Genomic DNA, 15,699 nt, shown 5'->3' on the forward strand with positions numbered 1-15,699 from the left:
GCACGACTGTAGCAGCCGCACGGGCGGATCTAGGGGGCCAGGTTGCGGAGGCTGAACTCCCAGAGGAAGACGGTGACCTCCGCGTCCTTACGCAGCGTGGCACCCGGGGAGGGGTCCGTGGCGGCGATGAGACCGTTGTCGATGAGCGCGCCCGTGCCCGGGCGCTCCGGCGCGACCCGCACCTGCGAGCCGGTCCAACCGGCGGAGTGCAGGGCGCTGTTGGCCTCGGCGGGGTCCATGCGGGTGATGTCGGGCATGGTGAAGAGCATGCCGTTGGAAACCCGCACGACCACCTCGGTGCCGCGGTCGGCCTCGGTGCCGGAACCGCCGACGGCCAGGACCTGGCCGTCGGGCTCCAGGGAGTCGACGTAGTCAGGGGTGGGTGTGAAGCCCAGCGAGGAGAGCGTGTCCCGGGCCTCCTCCCAGCTCATGCCCGTCAGCGACGGGACCCGGACCTGGTCCGGGCCGGTGGAGACCGTGATGGTCACGGCGGTGCCCCGGGCAGCCTCGGACTGGGCCGCCGGGGACTGGCTGACGATGGAACCCTCCGGCACGGTGTCCGAGCTGGTCTGCTGCACCTGGGGGTTGAGCCGCAGGCCGGCGCGGGTCAGGGTGTCCGTGGCCGCCGAGGGGGTCGCCCCGGTGACGTCGGGGACCTTGGTCAGTTCCTCACCCGTGGAAATGCTCAGACGCACGGTCGTGCCGGCGCGCAGCTGCGAACCCGCCGTCGGATTGGAGCTGATGACGTGGTCGGCGGGAACATCGGGGTTAGGGGTCTCGTCCTGCTCCACCACCAGGCCGAGCTGTTCCAGCTGGCTGGCCGCCGAGTCGCGGTGCTGGCCGGCGAGATCGGGGACGCTGACCATGTCACTGGCCTCCGGGGCGGCGCTGGCCTCGTCCGTGGGCGCGCCGGTCGTGCCCGAGGTGTCGCGCAGGACCTGGGTGGCAAAGAGGATGATCCCGGCCAGAACGAGCAGGGCGAGGATGCCGGCCAGCCATTTGGCCAGGCGGTTGTTGCCCTTCGCGGGCGCGGCGGCGTGGGCGCCGATGGACTGCGGCACCGGAGCGGGAGCAGGAGCAGGCGCCGGGGCCGCGTGGGTGGCGTCTGCCGCGACCACCCGCGTCGCCGTCGTGGGGACGGACTCCTGCCGGGCGGGCTGCACGTGGGCCCGGGCCGCGGAGGTGACGGAGCCGCGCTGGAGGAGCGTGAGGTCGTCGGCAAGCTCCGTGGCGGTCTGGTACCGGTCGGCCGGGTGTTTCGCCATGGCGGTGAGCACCACCGCGTCGATGTTGACCGCCTCCGTGGGGGAGAGGTCGTGGGTGGTGATGCGTTCGGACGGCGGCTGCGGATCCTCCTGAACGTGCTGGTACGCGACCGCGAAAGGGGTCTCACCCTCGAAGGGGGCGGTGCCGGTGACGGCCTCGTAGAGCACACAACCGGCGGCGTAGATGTCGGAACGGGCGTCGGCCTGTTTGCCCCGCGCCTGCTCGGGGGAGAGGTACTGGGCGGTGCCGATGACCGCGGAGGTCTGGGTCATCGCCGAGGTGGAGTCGTCGAGCGCACGGGCAATGCCGAAGTCCATCACCTTCACCGAGCCGGTGTTGGTGACCATGATGTTGGCCGGCTTGATGTCGCGGTGGATGATGCCGGCGTCGTGGCTGGCCTGCAGCGCGTGGCTGACCGGGATCATGAACTCCGCGGCCTGCTCGGGGGTCAGCGGGCCGTCCTCGCGGACGATGTCGCGCAGGGTGCGTCCGTAGATCCGCTCCATGACGATGTACGGGACCGACACTCCCTCGACGTCGGCTTCACCGGTGTCGAACACCGAGACGATGTTGGGGTGGTTGAGTTTGGCCGAGTTCTGCGCCTCGCGGCGGAAACGCTCGCGGAAGTTGTCGTCGCGGGCCATGTCGAGCTTGAGCATCTTCACGGCCACATCACGTCCGAGCAGGGCGTCGTCGGCGCCGTAGACGTTGGACATGCCTCCCGTGCCGATGGGCGCGCCCAGCCGGTACCTGTCCGCGATGAGCGTCATGGGGTTACTCCGGGGGATTCGGCGACGGTGGTGGGAGCCTGCGCGTCCAAGCCGTCGAGTTGGGGCAGGGAGATTCCCGGCTGCGGCGCGGTGCTCGGCACCGGTGCCGGTGCCGGGGTACTCGCCGGCGCGGGAGCCGGGGTCGGAGCCGGTGCCGGGGTGCTCGGTGCCTCGGTGGGTTCGAGCGTCTGGCGCTCGGAGGTGGGCCTCTGCGCCGGCGAGGGTTCGACGGTGGTGGTGAGGATCTCCGTCGTGGGCTGCTCCTCCTCCGTCGGCGTGACCCACTCCGTCACGATGGCCGGGGTCTCCGAGGTCGTGGGGGTGCTGCCCCCGGGCTCGAACACCCCGGCCTGGTTGAGCCCCCAGAGACCCATCCCACCGCCGACGACGACGATGCCGGCGACGAGCATGCCGATGCCGAAGCCGCCGCTACCCTGCTTGCGGGGCGCGGCCTGGGCCACCGGAGCGGCGCCGGCGCGGGGCACCCGCTGTTCCGGGCGCACGGTGGTGGGCTGGGCGACCCGGCCGAGCATCTGGGTCGACTGCGTGGGGGAGGGCTCCGGCGCCAGCTGGTTCATCGCCGAGGAGGCGGGCTGCGGGGGTCGCTCGCCGAAGCGGACCCGCGAGGCCGCGATGGCGAACTCGTTGCCGTCGGCGAAGCGGGTGTCGGCGTTCTTGCGCAGGGCGATCCCGATGAGCTCGCGGGCCTCGGCGCTGATCTCGGTGGACAACGGCGGCGGGGCGTTGTTGACGTGCGCCAACGCCACGGAGACACCGGAGTCACCGGTGAAGGGCCGGTGACCGGCGAGCATCTCGTAGCCGACCACGCCGAGGGAGTAGACGTCCGTGGACGGGGTCACCTCGAATCCCTGCGCCTGCTCCGGGGAGACGTACTGGGCGGTGCCCACGACCATGCCGGTGCGGGTCAGCGGCACGGCGGCCGCGGCCTTGGCGATACCGAAGTCGGTGATCTTCACCTGCCCATTCTGCGTGATGAGCAGGTTGCCGGGTTTGATGTCACGGTGGATCAGGCCCATGCGGTGGATGACGGACAGCCCGTGGGCCGCTTGTTCGATAACGTCGAGGGCCAGGTCCTCCCCGAGCGAGCCCTCGCGGGCGAGCAGGTCAGCGAGGGACTCGCCACGCACGTACTCCATGGCGATGAAGCAGTTGGTGTGCCCGGCGGGGTCGGGGATCTCGCGGTAGTCGTAGGTGGCCACGACGTTGTCGGAGTCGATGTCCTCCGCGGCGGTGGCCTCATAGCGGAAGCGCTCGAGGAACTCGTCGTTGTTCGAGAACTCCGGCCGGAGGAACTTGATGGCCACTTCTCGACGCCCCCGCACGTCATCCGCGAGCCACACGGTGGACATTCCGCCATGGCCGATGGTCCACTGCAGCTCGTAGTCGTCACCGATGAGCGACTGCAGCTGCTCTCTGTTGTCGTTGTTCATCTATGCCCCACCTCCCTGGGGTGCGGCCCGCAGGATGGCGCGGCCGACGGGGCCGGCGACCTGACCGCCCGTGGCGGATTCACCGAAGCCGCCGCCGTTCTCGACCACGACCGCGACGGCGACGTCGTTGTCCGGGTCGTAGGCGACGTACCAGACGTGCGGGGGCAGGCCCTCTCCGTGCTCGGCGGTGCCGGTCTTAGAGGCGAAGTTGTTGCCGTCGTAGGTGGCGGTGCTGCGCTCGGCGGCGAGCATGAGCCCCTCGAGGGTGCCCGCCTCTTCGGGGGAGATGGCTTGTGTCACCTGGGTCGGCTCAGTCGAGCTGACCTCGGTGAGGTCGGCCCGGGTGACGCGGGAGACGAGGTAGGGATCCATGCGCTTGCCGTCGTTGGCGACGGTGGCGCCCATGATCGCGGCTTGGAGTGCGGACATGGTGACGTCGCGCTGGCCGATGGCGGACTGCCCGAGCGAGGCGTCGTCAGCGAGATCGCCGAGGGAGCCGGGTGACATGGGCAGGCCCAGGTCGTAAGTCTCACCGACGCCGAAGGCTTCGGCCGCCGAGCGCACGGCGTCCGCACCGACGTCGATGCCCATCTCCACGAAGGCGGTGTTGCAGGAGAGGGAGAACGCGGTGGAGAGGGTCACCTGCTCCTGGCCGCCGCAGGTCTGGCCAGCGTAGTTGGTCAGGGTGGTTGTGGTGTTGGGCAGCGTGATCTCCGAGGCGCCAGTGAGCGTGGAGTTCGGGGTGTACCCGTTCTGGATGCCCGCGGCGGTGGTGATGATCTTGAAGATCGAGCCGGGGGGCAGCGTCTCCTGGGTCGCCCCGTTGACCAGCGGCTGGGTGGGGTCGCTGCTCAGCGCGGCCCAGGCGTCGTCGCTGGTGGCGGGATCGACGATGGAGTTCGGGTCGTAGGACGGGTTCGAGGCCATGGCCAGTACCTCGCCCGTCGACGGCCGGATGGCCACCGCGGCGCCGGTGTAGCCGTTGTTGAACAGCATCTCGTAGGCCGTGGCCTGCGTGTTGGGGTCGACGGTCAGCTCGATGTTGTTGCCGTGCTGGTCACCCTGCTCGATGATCGGAAGGCCCCGCGATCCGGTGGCGGACTGGGTGCCGGAGAGCACGCCGTTGAAACCCTGTTCCAGGCCGGCGGCGCCGTACTGCGGGGAGAGGTAGCCGACCACGGGCCCGAAGGAGAAGGGCATGTTGGGGTACGTGCGGTGGAAGTTGCCGTCGGCGTCCTGGTAGGACTCGGCGAGCACCTGCCCGCCGGCGGAGATGTTGCCGCGCGGGATCTGCTGCGCCTCGAGGAAGCCACGCGCGTTGAGCGGGTTCTGTGCGTATTCGTCTTCGCGGAAGGCCTGGACCACGGTGATGTGGATGAGCAGGACGAGGGTGAGGAGGATCGCGAAGATCGCACCCCAGCGGATTGATCGGTTCATCGGCGTGCCTCCTGGACCGCGAAGTAGCCGGTGTCGGACGGGGCGAGGTCACCGCGCCGTCCCTGGGTGAGGCTGGCTGCGGGCGCGGCGTCGTCAAGCGAGGACGGGCGACGGGCGGCGTTGGACACCCGCAGCAACAGCGCCACGAGGATGTAGTTGGCCATGAGCGCGGAGCCGCCAGCGGACATGAACGGCGTGGTCAGGCCCGTCATGGGCATGAGCGCCGTGATGCCGCCGAGGACGACGAACACTTGCACCATGATGTTGGTGGCCAGGCCCGCGGCCAGCAGCTTTCCGTAGCTGTCGCGGACCTGGAGGGCTGCGCGGAAGCCGCGGGAGACGAACAGGCCGAAGAGCACGACCACGCCGGCCAGGCCGATGAGGCCGAGCTCCTCGCCAACGGCGGCGAGGATGAAGTCGGTGTGGGCGACGGGCACGAGGTCCGGGTGTCCCTTGCCCAGGCCGGTGCCGGTCACGCCGCCCCAGGACATGCCGAACAGACCCTGGGAGATCTGGTAGCCGGTGGTGTCGTAGTTGGCGATGGGATCGAGGAAGTTGGTCACCCGCTCCTGGATCTTCGAGGAGATCATGTACACGCCCGTGCCGCCCACGGCGACGAGGACCGTGCCGATGAGCAGCCAGGACACCTTGCCCGTGGACATGAAGAGCATGGCCAGCACGGTGGCGAAGAGCAGCAGCGCCGGGCCGAAGTCGTTGGAGATCGCCATGATGAGGATGGCGATGGCCCACACCGCGAGGATGGGTGCGAGATCCCGCAGGCGCGGCAGATCGACGCCGAGAATGCGGTAACCCGCGACCGTGAACAGCGCGCGCTTCTGCGCGAGCAGCTGGGCGAAGAACATGATGAATAGGATCTTGGCGAACTCACCCGGCTGCACTGAGAACGGGCCGAGGTAGATCCAGATGCGCGCCTCCGCGCCCGCCGGCTGCGGCCAGACGAGGGGGATGGCCAGCAGCACCAGGCCGAGCAGGCCGAGGATGTAGGAGTAGCGCGTCAGCGAGCGATGGTCGCGGACGACCAGCAGCGTGGCCACGAGCATCACCACGCCGACCAGCGTCCACAGCACCTGACGGTTGGCCAGGCCGGAGCCGTTGGCGAGGTCGAGGCGGTAGATCACCACCAGACCAATGGCGTTAAGCGTGGCGGCGATGGGCAGGATGAACTGGTCCGCCCAGGGAGCCAGGAAGCGGATGGCCAGGTGGGCGACGGCGAAGACGCCGATGAACCCGCCGATGAGATAGGCCATCTCCGTGGTCAGGGTGTTGCCCTGGGACAGCTCGAGGCTGACCAGCATGCCCGCGAGGATGGCGGTGGCGAGCAGCAGGAAAAACAGCTCCGTGCTGCGGGCGAAGATCTTTTTCATGTCAGTCACACCTCCCGGCAGTTGACGCCCGGCTGGGTGAGGTCGCCCTCGCCGCTGGGTTTGTTGGTTGTTCCGGTCGGCTTATCCACCGTCAGGCACACCGGGAGTGCGTCGGAGGCGAAGCGCTGGAGCTGGCCGGCGATCTCCTCGTAGCTGCCGTGATCCAGGGCGGAGACGGAGCTTCGCGACGCCTCGGGGATGTCCTTCAACCCGAAGAGCGTGCAGTCCGCCGCGGCCCCGCGGGGTTCGATGAACCGCAGTTCCCCGGCCTCGTTGATGCAGGCCTCCTGGAAGGGGTGGTGCAGGTCGCGACCGAACACGGAGTAGTCCACGCCCTGTTCGATGACAAACTGCTCCTGGTCACCGGTGCGGAGGAAGTACTGGTCGTCGATGCGCGAGTATGCCCACCAGCCGGCACCGAGGAGCCCGAGGATGACCACGAGCGCCACGGCCAGCGCGATCCAGCGCCCTGGTCGTGGGCGGTCGTCGGACTCTTCCTCGGCGGCAACGGTCTTGGCGGCCTCGGGTTCCCGCGGCTGCTGGTTGGGGGCGATGACCTGCGGCGCGACGATCTTGCGCAGCGCCGCGGCCCGTCCGGCGGAGGTGTTGGGGTGGGTCTGGGAGTCCAGCTCCCCGGCCAGCGCGCCACCGACGACGGGTTTGGTGGGCAGGTGACGCTTGTCGACGCCCGTCAGCGCCTCTTCGTCGAGGACATCAGCGACAACGACGGTGACGTTGTCCGGTCCGCCGGAGCGCAGGGCCAGCTCCACGAGCCGCGCCGCGGCAACCTCGGGCGTGCCCTCGCCGAGCGCGGCCTCGATGGTGGAGGCGGTGACGGGGTCGGAGAGGCCGTCGGAGCAGAGCAGCAGCCGGTCGCCCGGCAGCGCGTCGAGAACCTCCAGGGTCGGATCCACGGGCATGCCTGTGTACGCCTTGAGGATGAGCGACTTCTTGGGGTGCGAAGAGACATCCTCGGGGTCGAGCTTGCCCTCGTTGACCAGCGACTGCACGAAGGTGTCGTCGATGGTGAGCTGCTCCAGCTTGCCGTCACGCAGCCGGTAGCCGCGGGAGTCGCCCACGTGGATGAGCCCGAAGGTCTCCCCGTTGAACATCACGGCGGTGAGCGTCGTGCCCATGCCCTGGGTCTCAGGGTTCTTCTCCACGGTGGCGTTGATGGAGGCGTTGGCGTCGTCGGCAAAGGCGCCCAGCAGGGCCAGCATGTCGTTGTCGCCCGGATCGCGGTCGAGTTTCTCAAGGTGCTCGACCATGAGCGCGCTGGCGACCTCGCCGGCCGCGTGGCCGCCCATGCCGTCGGCGAGGACGAGCAGGTAGGGCCCGGCGTACGCCGAATCCTCGTTGTTGCCGCGGACCAGGCCCCGGTCGGAGGCGATGGTGTAGTTCAGACGCAGCATTATGGCATCAGCCTCACGGTTGTTCCGCCCATCTTGATGTCGGTGCCCAGCTGCACACGCTCCGGCTGGTCGATGCGGTAGCCGCCGAGGTAGGTGCCGTTGCGGGACTCCAGGTCCTCGACAAACCATTCGCTGCCGCGCCGGAAGAGTCGGGAGTGGTGGGAGGACGCATAGTCGTCGCCAAGCACGAAGTCACAGTCCTGACTCCGCCCGAGGATGACCGATTCCAGCTGGGAGACGTCCATGTGCGACCCGGTCAGTGGCCCGTCGACGACGGTGAGCACCCGTGCCTGCTCGCGCCGGGCCACGGGGGCCTTGACCGGCGGGCCGGACGGCGCGGGGCGGGCGGTACCGGGCCGGGCCCGGCCGACGCCGGCGACGCGGTTGGTGTCCGCGCGCATGGCCATGAGCGCCACCAGGATGAACACCCACAGCAGCACCAGCAGAGCGATGCGCACAAAAGTCAGGATCGCAGCGTCCATGAACTCTCCTCAGTAACTACCTGGACGGGTCAATGATCCGCACCTCAATGTGCGAATGACCGACCGTGATGACATCGCCGTCGGCCAGCAGCCAGTTGTCGATGGGGTTGTCGTTGACGATGGTGCCGTTGGTCGACTGCAGGTCAACGAGAACCGCATCCGATCCGTCCCACGTGATCTCCGCATGCTGGCGGGAGACACCCGTGTCGGGCAGGCGGAAGTCCGCGTCGTTGCTGCGTCCGATGACGTTGGAGCCGTCGTGGACGTGGTACGTCCGCGACGATCCGTCCTGCAGCAGCAGGCTCACCGAGCGGGCGGCCGGAACGTCGGAGTTGGGTTTGTTGGCCTGCTGAGGCGTCGCCCTCCCCGCATTGACGGCGGGCGCCACCGTGGTGGGCGTGTGTTGGTCATACTGTGCGTCCATCATGTCCTTTCCAGACTCTTGATCAGCGCCGCCAGCGACGGGTTCATGGTCGATCGCGTCAAAGCCGCTCTCATCCTCCGGTGCGTCCCAGGTGTAGGACGACACCCGGAGCTGGCCGGTGTGCAGGCCCGACTCCTCGGCGATGCGCACAACCACGGGGCCGTCGAAGTCCCAGCCCTGGTTGCGGCCGAAACGGTTCTGCTGCTCGCCTAGGAGCTGCGGCAGGTTCTGGTCCCGGGAGAGGTTCTCCAGATCCTTCGACGACACCCCCACGGCGTAGACGTTGGGGGCGATCAGCCGGCCGTCATCTGTCGACGACACATTGTCCAGCGCCTCCTGCTTGAGCAGCTCCTCTACCTCTGCCGGCACGACCTTGCCCCCGAAGATCAGCGCGAAACCGTTGTCCAGGCCACGTTGCAGGGAACTGTCCATCCGTGCGAAGCGATCCATGATCGACATCGTCGTGCCTCCCTTCTTGAGGAGTTCGTGAGCGTGAGCTAAAAGCAGGTGCTTTCGAGCGCCCGGCGCCGCTGGCGGCAACGACTGACGTACGAATGTCGACAGTATAAGGGGTGCTCCTACGTTTTCCGTAGCCGACGACTGTTGATATGTGCGCAAGTGAGCGGGTTGTAGTGCGTGTGAGCTGCGAATTTGTCGTTGACATATGGCTGCGTGCTATATTTTCCTAGTTACCCAGCCCGGGTGGCGGAATGGCAGACGCGCTGGCTTCAGGTGCCAGTGTCCGAAAGGGCGTGGGGGTTCAAGTCCCCCCCCGGGCACAGAGAGCGGTTCACGAACTGAACCGGCCGGAGGTAACAAACTCGAAAGGGTTTGTGACCTCCGGTTTTGCGTGTGTTGGGGGAGGGGTGGTGTGGGAACTGACAGTGGGGGAGTTGCGGGGCGAAGTCCCGTGCGGCGGCGTCTGGGGCGGGGAAGCGCGGGAGTCCCGAGGATTTTCGGGCGGTGGGGGTCACGAACTGTCGGGGCGGGCTCGCGGCCCGCGCTCGGCCGGTGCGTTGGGGCGTCCAGCGGGGAGGGGGCTCAGGACGTGGGGTTGGTGTTCAGTCGTTCGAGGTCAGCGAGGACGCCTTTGAGGACCTGTTGGGCGATCCGTGCCGTCTCGATCCGGGGTACGAAGCCCTCTTTGAGCTGTTGTCGGGGGTGGATGTAGTTGCGGAAGCTTCGGACTTGGTCGGCGTGCCTGGCGACGTCTTCGCTCAGGACACCACGTTCCCGCGCGACGGCGATCAACTCCGACAGTCTCCATTGGTCCAGCGGCTTGGTCCTGCCCTTGATCGTGGGTGACGCTGGGGATGCGAGGAACTCGGTTCCGTGACTCATCGCGAGTTCAGAAAGCAGACCCTCGACGGTGCTGCCGACAAGGAAGATCACAGCCAGCGGTGCATCGGCTTCCAGAGCTCGGTCGATCTCGCCCATCCGGTCGGCGATGACCTTCCCAGCTGTCAGTTCGGATGGGAGCGCATCAAGGTTGAGAGAGCCGAGGTCCTTGTTGAGGAAGGCAACGTCCTCTTCGGACAGTACCGGGACGCTGGCTGACTGAAAGACGGAGGCGGCGGTGTCGATTGCCTCTTGCTCGTAGGCAGTCGGCGTTCTTCCATCTCGGCGCGCGATGATCTGCCAATGCTCCACGAGGTCCAGGTTGAGTTGCGCGATGACTCCGGAAGGCTCGTTGGTCCAGATCTGGCGCAGTATTGCGGCCTTCGAGCCCTGGTATCTGTCGTAGGGATCGACTCCGATCCACTGCTCGACGAACGAGGCGAAGCTCGCGTTGCTGAAGTCCATGACGTAGCCGCTTGACATCCCGAAGAGGTCTTCGAGCATCTGCTTCACGGTGTTGTCGAAGGTGGTGTGAGGCATCGGTGTCATTCCTGGTCGATGGCGATGACGGTGTCGTAGAGGCCGTAGTGGCGCAGACCCTCGTGGGAGTCGATGCCGGTGTAGGACAGGGAGGAGTCCTCGTAGCGGCGGAAGGCGAAGACAGCCTGGTTCATGTGGGTGGCGTTGAACACTCCGAGGTTGACCAGCAGGTTGAAATCGGCCACGGTCAGGCCGGTGACCGCCTTGAACAGGTCGGGCTCCAGCTTGGTGATGACGTCGTGGAGGGTGTTCTCCCGGAAGTCGGTCAGGTACATGAACGCGGGGATGCGGGTCGCGAACTTGATCAGCTTCTCCTGGATCTGCTTCCGCTTGGACTTGTACTCCTTCTCCTCGGCGGAGAGTTCCTTCTTCTCCTTCGGGGTGAGATCCTCGCCCCGGTCCTTCTTCGTGGCTTTGACCTGATCGGACTTGTTGACCACGGTCTCGAAGATCGCCGAGCCGAGCGCCCGGAAGCCTTCGATGTTCATGACGGCGTTCATGGCCTTCTCGTCGCCCATGATGCGGCGAAGCGTGTCGTTATCGACGTTGACGAGGATCGCAGACTCCCACTTACGGGCCAGAAGGGTAGCCGAAGTGCCGGACATGGCGATGTCGAGGATGCCGCCCGCATCGACCTGGGTCATGTTCGACCCGTCATAGGCCAGCACCGGCAGGAACTTCACCAGCTCCTCGACGGCATGCTCAGGGTTGGCGGCTTCCGGCGACAGGCCGATCCCGTAGTCCGAGATCTGCCGCAGCGCCCGGGTAGGGGCGAAGTCGAAGACGAAGCAGGCGGGCTTGAGGATCAGTTCCTGACTCGGGTCGTCTCCGTCGGGGTTCTTGATCGACCACGGGGACTGGACGCGGAACGCGGCCTGGAAGTAAGTCTCGGGAGAGTTGAGGTTGCGCAGCATGAGGATCGACGACCACTGCTTGACCGTCACTCCGGTGGTCAGCTTTCCGCACGACAGGGTGATCGTCTTTGTGTCGTGCCCATCTTTGATCGCCTCGCGCACCGGCGGCAGCGCATCCAGTCCGATGCCAGCGTCGGGGCCGGCGACGGTGAGCACTGTGTAGTCCTGCCAGTACACGTTCTGACGCTCGGCCAGCAGGTTCTCCATGGCCTGGCAGGACGCAACTGTGGGCAGGAACCAGAATGAGTGCTGAAGGTAGGACAGCAGCCGGGTATCCGAGTACGGGAACGGCGGGCGGGAGCCCATCCGCATCGCGTCGAGCTGCGTGGGCATGTGGGCGCCACGGATGATGTCCAACCACTTCTGCACGTCCGTCTTGTGTACGAACTCCGCCATGATACCGGTGCCGGTCGCCTCGAAGAACGCGTTCAGGTCGAACTCGTCGAACTCGCCCTGGCTCGCCACTGAGATCAGCTCATCGGGCATCTGGTATGTGAACAGCCGCATCTCCGGCAACGCCCCGTACGGGTTCCACGCGCCCGGATGATCCGCCGTGTACTGCTGTTTGGCGTGTTGCTCGTCGGTGTAGGTCCAGTTGAAGATCTGCTCCTCAATGAACTCGCCGGTCGCCAGGGCCTTGAACGGGGTACCCGACAGGTACAGGTAGGCGATGGTTGTGATGGGCAGGAACTTGTCCTCATCATTGCCCAGCTCGTCGAGTTCCTCATCGAACGCGACGAGTCCGTCGTGGTACTCGGCGGCCAGCTCCTTCTTGGCGACCTTCTCGTCCTCGCCCTCGAACAGTTCCTTCGCCGACTCCCGCCAAGCCCCGAAGTGGTACTCGTCGAAGATCACCAGGTCCCACGGGGTGGTGTGGACCCACTCGTTCTTTGCTTTGATCAGCCCGGTCTTCTTGTCTCGGCCCAGCAGGTCCTGGAACGAGCCGAAGTACACGAGCGGGCGCTCACGGTCCATCTCGTCGGGAGTGCCGCCGGTGGCCTTGGACAGGTACTGCCAGCCATCGAAGTCCGCGTGGGATTCAAGGTCTGTCTGCCAGGCGTCCTCCACGGCAGGCTTGAACGTCACCACCAGGACTCGGCGGGCCCCCATCTTCTTGGCCAACTGGTAGGAAGCGAAGGTCTTGCCGAACCGCATCTTCGCGTTCCACAAAAACCTCGGCACCGCGTCAGCATCCTCGGCCCAGATCGAGTCGTAGTACTCGGCCGTTTTCTCCACTGCTTCAGCCTGCTCGGGGCGCATCGCGAACGTCTCGTGTTGCGTCCCGGTCAACCGGGTACCGGTGCGCAGCTCCGTGATCGCCGTGCGCACGTCGTCGGGCGTGCAGCGCATCCATTCTCGGGCAGAACCGAAGATCGGGTTCACGAACCCCTTGGCGACCAAGCGACGCCGGACGTCGCTGTCACGGAAGATCGAGCCGTCGTCGCGTTCGGCAGGCTCGTCGATATGGAGGGTGTAGGCCTGCTGCATCTGACCCTGCGACTTGCGGATACGTTCGTTGACGTCCGACTTCGTCGTCTGGCCGACCTTGATCAACCCCACATAGTTGGCCGGCGGATCGTTCGGGGTCCACGCGTAGATCCGTAGCCGGGCGGCAAGCTTCTCCGGGAACAGTGCTTCGTCAGGTCTACTCATCGGTGTCGCTGGCCTCGAGCTCGTCGAACAAGGTGCTGTCGTGTGGTGCGACTTGGGACTCGATGAACTGGATCTCCGCATCAGTCAACCCGTAGCGCTCGTAAAGCATCTGGTCAGTCCAGCTCCGATCGAGTGGGACATCAGGAACGAACGCGTAGACATCGCGGGTGGCGTGCTGGGTGGACTTACGCAACGACACGAGGAACCGTGCGAACCGAGAACTCAGGTACATCGCGTATCTCTTGGCCTCCAGTTCAGTGGCGAACTTGCCTGCGACCAGGTAAGTCTCGGTGCAGGCCGTCCCGGGGCCAGCGACGATCGGCTTGGACAGGAACTTGGTCTCCACTGCTGCACTGGTGCCCTGGACTGCGGTCATCAAGACCTTCCAGTCGTCCACCCAGGACTCATTGATCGGAAGTTCGGAGCGTTCCGTCCACTCAGTTCGCTGGTTAGCAAACAGCTGCACGGGATCAGACATGCGCCCTGAAGTCTTCTTGCCTTTGAAGTTAGTGGCCAAGCCGAATGGTTTACGGCTAGAGACTCGGGCGTCGAGCGTTGGATCGTGCTTGGTTCGCACCTTGTCGAGGATGGGGACGGCTGCGTTCCACCGGACGAGGATGTCGTAGGCGTCGAGGTAGCGGGCGACGGGTTCACCGACGGGCTGCCCGTCCCACATGGTCTGAACGGTGCAGGGGCCGTTGTAGTCGCGGTCCCACAGGAAGTAGGAGACGCCGCCGCGGATCTTCACTCCGGGGAAGGCTTCATAGAGCTTGGGGTAGTCGACGATGTCGTGCATCCGGTGGTCGGAGAGCATGGTCTTGCGGTACTCGTCCAGCCCCTTGCCGCCTGCCATCCAGCGAGAGGGGGTGACGAACACTGCAAACCGTGGGTCAAGGCCGAGACCCTTCTCCACGAAGTGCTGGTAGATCGGGGCGGCTGAAGCTCCGTGCCCACCGTCGGAGAGCTGGTAGGGCGGGTTGCCGATGATGACGTCGAACTGCAGCATGGTGTCTCCGAACAGCTCGCAGATGCGGGCTTTGATGTCGTCAGTGTGGATGAAGGCGTAGGCGTGGGTCTCCAGGTCGTCGCCGCGCCCGTAGTCGTTCTCGTCGGCCCTGCAGTAGCGGCACTTGCGGTGCGTGCGGACGACTTGCTCGTCTCCGGTGAGTGGGTCGACGCGGTATTCGCGCTGGCCGCTAACCCAGGTGTGTTCGGTGCGCTGGAACCAGATGTTTCCGTCCTCGCTCTCGAAGGACTTGGCGATCGAATGTGGGCCGTTGGCGTACTTGGAGCAGTACACGGACCGACGGGCCAGCAGCGCGGTGAGCTGGGTGATGCCGATGCCGTAGACCTGTCTGGTGAGGATGTGGTCGACTCGATCCGTCCGGTCGGGGAAGACGTCTGCCAGGCCGGCGGTGAGGCGGCGGGTGATCTCGCGCAGGAACACACCGGACTTGGTGAACGGGTCCAGGAACGTGACTTTCGGGTCGGCCCAGATGTCGGCGCCGTTGTGGGCGTCAGACCAGCGTTCGGCGAGCAGGTCGAGCATGGCGTTGGCCATCTCGGGTGGGGTGAAGACCTCGTCGTTGGACAGGTTTGCGATACATGTCAGTACGTCGGGATTGTGCCCGCGCAGTGCGAATGAGGCCTGGGTGTTACTCATGCGGTGTGCTCCTGCTCGGCCAGGTCTGACACGGTCATTGTTGGGTAGGTCACCTGGGGGGAGAAGAGGTCGGTGCCCATGTCGCCGAACAGGGACCCCTCGGCCCCCCATGCGGAGCGTTGGGTCAACTCGTCGTAGCGGAAGTCGCGACGCTGGAACTTCCCCTTGCCCAGGTACCCCCATTCGGCGAACGTGATCGGCTTGCCGCTGGGGATGGTCATGGTCAGAGCGTCACCTTGGACGATGTTCACCTTCAACACTGCCTGTGCAGCGCGCGCCCAGTCGTCGTCCACGTCGATACCGAGGAAGGCGTTGAAGAGGGTGGCGAGGTTGTCGCGGCACTCCGCGGCGTTGTCGGGCAGGAGTTCGATGCCGTAGGTGCACATCAGGGCGAACAGTGCGTAGTGGTGCTTCTCGAAGTAGCTCTTTCCGTGCCTGGCGGCCACGGTCAGGAGTTTGCGGGTAAGCACGGGGATGAGAAAGTTCCCTGACCCGCACGCGGGTTCCAGCACTCGAGAGTCGATGCGCTCGGACTCCTCCCGAACGAGGTTGAGCATGTCCTCGACCATCCAGGAGGGGGTGAAGACCTCGCCATGGTCGGCGACGCGCTGCTTGGACTTGACCAGGCGTTCGGTCTCTCTGGCGCTCATCATCTTTCCTTCCGATTTGACTGGGTACTTTCCGGCTGAGGAGTGAGGGAACCACCATCATTCGCGTGTGGTCTGTCGCTGGCAGCGGCGCCGGTGCGTACCCACTCGTCTACCTCGCTGGCTTGGCATTTCCACAGGCGACCGATCTTGTGCGCAGGCATACCCTTGTCCGCGATCCACGCGTAGACGGTGTCTTTGGTGATGCCGAGGTGGGCTGCGATCTCATCTGTGGACAGCCAGGGCTCGCTCACGAGATGCCTCCTTGGGTAGGTAGGGGCGACGTAGCTCTAACCTGGCTCAGCCTAGCGGATTGG

The 15,699-nt window shown here is 66.1% G+C and carries 12 protein-coding genes and 1 tRNA gene; 1 reads left to right on the forward strand and 12 read right to left on the reverse strand.

From position 1 onward, the window contains the following. Positions 1-29 precede the first annotated feature (29 nt). From pknB to CDOO_RS00230, 7 genes are read right to left on the reverse strand one after another with little or no spacing between them, the layout of a single operon-like run. Positions 30-2,036, reverse strand: coding sequence for a Stk1 family PASTA domain-containing Ser/Thr kinase (gene pknB / locus CDOO_RS00200; RefSeq protein WP_018022336.1), 2,007 nt, complete (start codon positions 2,034-2,036; stop codon positions 30-32). Then, a complete protein-coding gene (locus CDOO_RS00205) occupies positions 2,033-3,487 on the reverse strand; it encodes a serine/threonine-protein kinase (protein WP_018022335.1) in 1,455 nt (484 codons plus the stop codon). The genes pknB and CDOO_RS00205 overlap by 4 nt, the downstream gene beginning before the upstream one ends. Further along, positions 3,488-4,924, reverse strand: a complete 1,437-nt coding sequence (locus CDOO_RS00210; RefSeq protein ID WP_018022334.1) for a penicillin-binding transpeptidase domain-containing protein — start codon at positions 4,922-4,924, stop codon at positions 3,488-3,490. Further along, positions 4,921-6,309, reverse strand: a complete 1,389-nt coding sequence (locus CDOO_RS00215) for an FtsW/RodA/SpoVE family cell cycle protein (protein ID WP_018022333.1) — start codon at positions 6,307-6,309, stop codon at positions 4,921-4,923. Before CDOO_RS00215 ends, CDOO_RS00210 begins: the two co-directional genes overlap by 4 nt. A 5-nt stretch (positions 6,310-6,314) precedes the next feature. Further along, complete coding sequence (locus CDOO_RS00220) at positions 6,315-7,721, reverse strand: PP2C family protein-serine/threonine phosphatase (protein WP_018022332.1); 1,407 nt, start codon at positions 7,719-7,721, stop codon at positions 6,315-6,317. After that, positions 7,721-8,203 carry an FHA domain-containing protein FhaB/FipA gene (locus CDOO_RS00225; RefSeq protein WP_018022331.1) on the reverse strand — a complete coding sequence of 161 codons (483 nt, stop codon included), beginning with the start codon at positions 8,201-8,203 and terminating at the stop codon, positions 7,721-7,723. Before CDOO_RS00225 ends, CDOO_RS00220 begins: the two co-directional genes overlap by 1 nt. Before the next feature lie 16 nt (positions 8,204-8,219). Next, positions 8,220-9,086 (reverse strand): FHA domain-containing protein, encoded by an 867-nt coding sequence (locus tag CDOO_RS00230; RefSeq protein ID WP_018022330.1) that lies wholly within the window; start codon positions 9,084-9,086, stop codon positions 8,220-8,222. 237 nt (positions 9,087-9,323) lie between these two features. Here CDOO_RS00230 and CDOO_RS00235 point away from each other — a divergent pair. Continuing rightward, positions 9,324-9,406, forward strand: a tRNA-Leu gene (locus CDOO_RS00235). Positions 9,407-9,668: 262 nt separating this feature from the next. On the opposite strand, the gene CDOO_RS00240 is transcribed toward CDOO_RS00235, so the two are convergent. From CDOO_RS00240 to CDOO_RS13415, 5 genes are read right to left on the reverse strand one after another with little or no spacing between them, the layout of a single operon-like run. Next, positions 9,669-10,505, reverse strand: a complete 837-nt coding sequence (locus tag CDOO_RS00240; protein WP_018022329.1) for a hypothetical protein — start codon at positions 10,503-10,505, stop codon at positions 9,669-9,671. Positions 10,506-10,510: 5 nt separating this feature from the next. After that, entirely contained in the window at positions 10,511-13,072 is a 2,562-nt protein-coding gene (locus CDOO_RS00245; RefSeq protein WP_026159421.1) for a DEAD/DEAH box helicase family protein, read from the reverse strand. Next, positions 13,065-14,735, reverse strand: a complete 1,671-nt coding sequence (locus tag CDOO_RS00250) for an Eco57I restriction-modification methylase domain-containing protein (protein ID WP_018022327.1) — start codon at positions 14,733-14,735, stop codon at positions 13,065-13,067. The genes CDOO_RS00245 and CDOO_RS00250 overlap by 8 nt, the downstream gene beginning before the upstream one ends. Next, on the reverse strand, positions 14,732-15,388 hold the full coding sequence (locus tag CDOO_RS00255) for an N-6 DNA methylase (protein WP_018022326.1): 657 nt from the start codon (positions 15,386-15,388) through the stop codon (positions 14,732-14,734). Before CDOO_RS00255 ends, CDOO_RS00250 begins: the two co-directional genes overlap by 4 nt. Further along, positions 15,385-15,636 (reverse strand): helix-turn-helix domain-containing protein, encoded by a 252-nt coding sequence (locus CDOO_RS13415; RefSeq protein ID WP_020384648.1) that lies wholly within the window; start codon positions 15,634-15,636, stop codon positions 15,385-15,387. Before CDOO_RS13415 ends, CDOO_RS00255 begins: the two co-directional genes overlap by 4 nt. Between the last annotated feature and the right edge of the window lie 63 nt (positions 15,637-15,699).

This window comes from Corynebacterium doosanense CAU 212 = DSM 45436 (assembly GCF_000767055.1).
Lineage (GTDB): Bacteria > Actinomycetota > Actinomycetes > Mycobacteriales > Mycobacteriaceae > Corynebacterium > Corynebacterium doosanense.